The following is a 6,089-nucleotide window of genomic DNA, read 5'->3' on the forward strand; positions in this document are numbered from 1 at the left end:
AGAAAGGAATGGCGATGTTCGACTTTACCGGACGGCACGTGCTCGTCACCGGCGGGACCAGCGGGATCGGCGCGGGCATCGCTGCTGCCTTCATCGCTGCGGGCGCACATGTTATCGTCACGGGTACACGGCCGACAGAAGCGGATTATGAAGACATTCCGCCGGGTGCCACCTATTGCCCCCTTCGTCTTGGCGACCGGCTTAGCATCGACGCCTTGGTAGCGGGTTTGGGGGCGTTGGACATCCTCATTAACAATGCGGGCGGTACGTCCGTCCCGGAGGATTTCGACGCAGCCATCGACGCCAATCTGAAAGGCGTCCATGCGTTGACGATCGCCTGCCTGCCGCTGCTGGTGCAAAGTCGGCACGACGGCGGCGGCGCGGTCGTGACGATCGCCTCGATGATGGCGATCTTTGGCAACTCCATGTTCCCCGGATATAGCGCGGCCAAGGCTGGCCTTCTGCTACTGACCAAATCGCTGGCGCAAGGGTGGGGGGCAAAGGGCGTGCGGATCAACGCCGTGGCGCCCGGTCCGGTTCGCACGCCGATGACGGAGCGCTACGCCGATGATCCTGTCTATGGTCCCGGCACGGCGCAGCGGATGGCGCTTGGCCGCTGGGGAACACCAGACGACATAGCAGGGCCGACCCTGTTCCTCGCCAGTGCGGCTGCGCGGTTTGTGACGGGGGAATGTCTGGTGGCGAGCGGCGGGTATATGATCGCTGAGGCATGATGCTTGCCAAAGACATGGTGACGATTGGCAAGCCTCGCGCAACCGACTACGCTCTCCATCAGACGCATCCGGTAAAGGAGCGCGAAGGAGATAATAGGATGGTCGCACACGCGAATGAGGTCGCCTGCTTTTCGCGTATGATCCTGGCACTCAATGCTTCGCTGGTCAGCGAAGATCCATGGCGAGACTTTCTGCTGCTGCTTCGCGATCATGTGAACGCAAAATGGGCAACGCTGATCCTCACGCCGCCCAATATGGATGGTTTGGGCACAATGATAACGCCCACCGCACCACCGCCTGCGATTCAGGAATATCTTGACCGCTTTATGCAGATCGACCCCTTTGTCGGCCTGCCCGAAGGCAAGGTCGTGGCGTTGTATGAATATGTGGCCGAGGCGAAACTCAAAAATTCAGCCTATTATAAAGGGTGGCTGGAAGGCATCGACGGTTCGCACGTTCTTGGCGTGGATCTGCGCATAAGCAATGGCCTGGAAGCCCGACTTCGGCTGACGAGGGCGCCTCATGGCGCGCCTTTCGATACTGAAGAGCGCGGCCGTATAGAAGAAATCGTGCCCCATCTGCGGCAGGCGGTCGAACTCTATCGCCGACTGGAGGTGTCCCGTTCGGAGCAGGCAGTGATGACCGGCGCCATCGAACAGTTCGCTGTCGGCACCGTGATGCTCGATCATAATCTGAATGTTCTCAAGATGAACGAACTTGCCGCATCCATCCTGGCCGATGGGGATGGGATAAGCATCGTGGGGCAGCGTCTGGCGATCGCCAATTCCAACCGTGACCGCGAATTTCGCCAGCAACTCAAGGATGCGGTGAACGTCGCGCCAGGATCATCTCCTTCAGTATTCCTGGTCGAACGTCCATCGGGCCACCGGGACATCGGAATCGTCATTCGGTCAATCACTATTCCTAATTTCATGCATGGCGGCACAACGCCGGCCATCGCGCTTTTCCTGGGCGATCCGGAACGTCAGTGCGTCGTGACCAGCGATGCCCTGAGGGAATTGTTCGCCTTTACCCCGACAGAGGCGTCGATCGCGGCTTCGCTTGCAAACGGCGTGTCGGTGATCGAGACCGCGCATCGGCTGGGCATTGCCGAAAACACCGTGCGCGCGCATCTCCGCTCTATCTTTGCCAAGACGGGCGCGACCCGCCAATCACAGCTTGTGCATCTCATCCACACCAGTCTGCCCGAACTCGCCGTCGTTCGCCGCTAAATTATCCAACCTAATTGATTTGAAGGTATTGCAACGCGCTTAGCAGGGCGATGCTCAACCCCACAGGATCCGCGCCAAAGCGGACAGAACCGAGGGGATATCGAAGATGGCTTACGGAAAATATCATTATCTTGCTGGTTCGGCATTGATGCTTGCTCTGGCAGCGTCGCAGGCAAATGCGCAGGATTCTTCGCCAGCAGCACCCGCTCAAGCGACGCAGGGCGTGGGTCTTCAGGACATCGTGGTTACTGCGCGGAAGCGTTCTGAAAACCTGCAAAATGTCCCAACAGCCGTAACAGCTCTCGGTGCGCTTCAAATCGCGGATTATCAGATCAAGAGCTTCCAGGACGTCGGCAAGACCGCGCCAAACGTCAATATCCAGAAGCAGGCAGGCTCGCCCAGCGCGCCGCAGTTCAATATTCGCGGCGTTTCGTCCGGTTCTATCAACTTCCAGGTCGATTCCGGCGTCGCGCTCTATGTAGATGGCGTTTATCTTGGCCGACCGGGCAACTCCGCCTTCGATCTGGCCGATCTTGAACATCTCGAAGTCCTGCGCGGTCCACAGGGCACACTCTTTGGCCGCAACTCTACCGGCGGCGCAATCGCATTTGTGACGGCCAGCCCGACCGGTAAATTCGGTGTCGAGGCCGAAGGAACGCTAGGAAACTACCATCGCCATCGCGGGCGGATAACGGTCAACACGCCTGAATGGGCTGGTCTTTCGGCGCGGTTCACATATGTCCATGACGAAAATGACGGTTATGTAAAGAATTCCGCCCCGCAGCGTACATTCCTTTATCCGGAACCGTTCGGGCCGTCGACCAGTGCGAAGAGCTTTGGCGCGAACAACACCGAGTCGTTTTTCGCAGCAATCCGCTATGCCGGGATCGATGGCCTGACGCTCGATTATCGCTTCAACTATACCGATATGGTAACCACGCTCGACGCCATGCAATTGCTGCACAGCGGCGACGCATTTAGCGGCATCACCAACTTCCCGAACCAGCCTGCACTTGGCGGCACGATGGTGGAGAGCCTGACGCGGCTCGACCGCATTCCGATCGATGGCCTTTCTCCAGCTACCCAGAAAACCTGGGGCCACAGCCTTACGGCTGTTTATGAGCTTAGCGATTCCTTGAGCGTCAAATATATTGGCGGACTGCGCGGGTTTACGCTGAACTCATCGTCTGATCTCGACGGAAATTCGCTGGTGGACCCTTATGGCGGGACCGGTGGGTATTTTCAGGCGCTTGCAGCCGAGCGCTATGCAAAGCAGCGGCAGTCGTCCCACGAACTGCAACTCCTTGGTCAGACCGGCAGTTTGGATTTTGTGGGTGGCCTATTTTATTATCGCGAAAAGGCCTACCTCAACAGCCCGACCATCTTCGGACAGATCAGCCAGCCGGGCGTCCCGATCCCCATCGACAATCCCGGCAGCTATCTTGCGGGTGGCGACCTGCTTAAGGTGCTCAACAAATCTTACGCGGCTTATGCCCATGCCAATCTCAGGTTGACCGATGCGCTCGAACTGGGCGGCGGCATCCGCTATTCTAAAGATGATCGCACGGAGAATGATCTGATTGATGCGGATCGGACCCCCACGGTTCAGCGCGGCAGCTTCAACGCCAAGCAGGATCGCGTCGATTATGACGCATCATTGAAATATCAGTTTGCCCAGAGCAGCAATGTCTATGCGAAATTTGCCACCGGTTTCGTTTCGGGGGGTATCTTCCATGGCGCGGAATTCCAGCCGGAAACAATTAAATCCTACGAAGCGGGCGTGAAGTCTGAATTTCTTGATCGGCGCGTCCGACTTAACGTCGCTTTATTCCAGGCGGATCGAAAAGGCCTCCAGGTGACGGGCTTTGATCCCAATCAGGGTGGCAACATCCTGCTGAATGCCGGTAGCGAAAGAGCGCGGGGCTACGAAATTGAAGCCACGATCCTGCCGGTCGACGGCCTTACTTTGACCGGCACCTATGGCTTTACGGACGTCAATGCAAAGCCACAGACGGCTAATCCGGCAGCTACCCCGGTGCGTACATATCAACCCCGGCGCACCGGCTATGTCGCTGCGCAATATGAGTTCCCCGAATTTCCAGATGGCACCAAGATGAGCTTCCGCATTGATGGCCAGTATAAGGGCGATCATTTCCGGTTGCAGTGCCCGGTGGGGGCCACACAATCGGCGACCGACGGCTGTATCGGCGCTGGTGACCCCGTACTCGACGACAAGTTGGTGATAAGGGCAACTTGGGAAATAGGCGCACGGTTCACCTTTGCCGAAATCCCGGTAGGCAACGCCAAGGGCAAGATTTCCCTCTGGGGCAAAAATCTCAACAATTCGGATAAGCCAGAGTTTCTGTTTCCGATCTTCGATACGTGGGTACTCGGCACCTTCCAGGCTCCGCGCACATACGGGATCGACGTCGGTATCGCGTTCTGAACTTCAAGTGTGTGTGTCGGCTGCTTCGTTATTGTCGACACACACTCCATGTCTTATTGCAACGGACGGGTATACCGCCTTCCTCGTCAGAAAATGGCTATCCCTTCCGGCGGTTACGATTTGAAGTGCGACACCCGGGGTGATGCATAGCATTTCATCCGGGCTTAAGGAGGGCGATCTGTTCTCCCACGACCTTGTGCGGGACGCGATAGCCCAGGCACTGGAGGGCTGTGCTGTTGAGGCGATCAGCGACGGCTTGTGGATTTCCTTGTCCGACAGCAGCGCAATGTGTTGGAGGGCAGGAAGCGCCGTATCCGTCCATTGCAATTTTCCACGCCACCTTTCTGCCAGGGCGTGGACGGCAGGCAGAAATAGCTGGTGATGCCGAGCCTGTTTCGCAGTGTCGCAAAAGCGGCAAATTCCGTGCCCCGATCGAAGGTGATGCTGCGCCGGAGGGCAGGGGGGATGCCCCGCAAACGCCGATCGATGCCGGCCATGACCCCAGCGGAATGCCGGCTCGGATTATGCGCGAGGAAAGTGAAGCGGCTGCGGCGTTCGACTAGCGAGGTGAGATTGGCTTTGCCATACTCTCTCCTAAAAATCAGAAGATGGCCTTCCCAATGTCCGAATTTGCTGCGATCCGCAATTTCCGGCGGTCGTGCGCCGATCGTATTGACCACAGTAATATGGAGACCGCGTGGCTTACGAGCGTAGCGTAGCGTTGTCGGCGCGAACGGCGGGCAACCGCCAGGTGGCACACCGCGTCCCGGTTGCCCTGATGACGCCCGCAAGTAACCCGCAATCTGTCTGCGATAAATCGTCGATGGATGGCGCCGCAGCGCGTCCACAACCTGCCGCACAGACCGTCGACCAATCGATAAATGTCCCGCCGCTCGTCCAAACTCAGATGCTGATAGCCGTTCACTGCGTGCCGTCCTGGAAAGGGGATCAAATCCCTATAAATCCTAGGATTTCGCACTTCGAATTAGAATCCACCGCTTACACGAAATGTTCCTGCCATGTAGAGAAGTCCCTATTTCCGCCATATAGAGATGTCACAGGTTGGGTAACAGCAGGGGCTGCGTGGAGCCATCGACACAGCGCAGCGCAGACCCTGCTGATGCGCTGACCTGGGGTTAGTAAACCATGGACCCGCTGCCCTGCAGTGGGCCCGGTCATGTCCTTTGCACGAAAGCGAGCGTGCCGCGTTCACGCAACGCCTCGTCACTGAGCCTGGGACCGCGCTTGAGCTTCGAGCCACCCAGTTTGCGGCGGTCGATCTTGGGCGGCGGTGCCGGTTCGGGGAAGAGATGCATTGGCTGGTCACGGCGGGCAGGGGCATCGTTGTTGCGTTTACGATGATGCGGCATGATCGCCTGCATCTGTCTGGCCAGCAGCAGCGCTGCGTCCAGATGCTTGTTCTCTACAATCGCAGGCTGGTTCACCTGCCGCATCTTGTCGAACTGGCGATAAGGCAGGACATGGCCCTCATGCTCGATCTCCAGTCGGCCGTCGGGATATTCGCAAATCGTCACCCGCTTGCGCGCCAGCTTCCTGGCGAGATCGTTCGGCTCCAGAATGAACATCGCCTTGTTGTAATGCAGCGTCAGCGCCGCCGTCACCGTCCGCTGCTCACGCCAGACCATGATCGAGCGCAGATCATCATGCGGGGCGAGG

3 protein-coding genes and 2 pseudogenes are annotated in these 6,089 nt (G+C 58.2%); 3 read left to right on the forward strand and 2 right to left on the reverse strand.

Annotated elements, in window-relative coordinates:
* Positions 1-14: 14 nt before the first annotated feature.
* The 3 genes from ACYU81_RS18195 (at position 15) to ACYU81_RS18205 (ending at position 4,412) form a co-directional block, all read left to right on the forward strand.
* Entirely contained in the window at positions 15-734 is a 720-nt protein-coding gene (locus ACYU81_RS18195; protein ID WP_449469271.1) for an SDR family NAD(P)-dependent oxidoreductase, read from the forward strand.
* Positions 735-832: 98 nt separating this feature from the next.
* Entirely contained in the window at positions 833-1,966 is a 1,134-nt protein-coding gene (locus tag ACYU81_RS18200; protein ID WP_460989101.1) for a helix-turn-helix transcriptional regulator, read from the forward strand.
* Between the two features lie 106 nt (positions 1,967-2,072).
* On the forward strand, positions 2,073-4,412 hold the full coding sequence (locus ACYU81_RS18205) for a TonB-dependent receptor (RefSeq protein WP_460989102.1): 2,340 nt from the start codon (positions 2,073-2,075) through the stop codon (positions 4,410-4,412).
* A gap of 154 nt (positions 4,413-4,566) precedes the next feature.
* Here ACYU81_RS18205 and ACYU81_RS18210 read toward each other — a convergent pair.
* Positions 4,567-5,337, reverse strand: a pseudogene (locus ACYU81_RS18210) (IS30 family transposase).
* Positions 5,338-5,587: 250 nt separating this feature from the next.
* Positions 5,588-6,089 (reverse strand): annotated as a pseudogene (locus tag ACYU81_RS18215) (ISNCY family transposase); the annotation flags it as partial.

Source organism: Sphingobium sp. TomTYG75 (assembly GCF_054771635.1).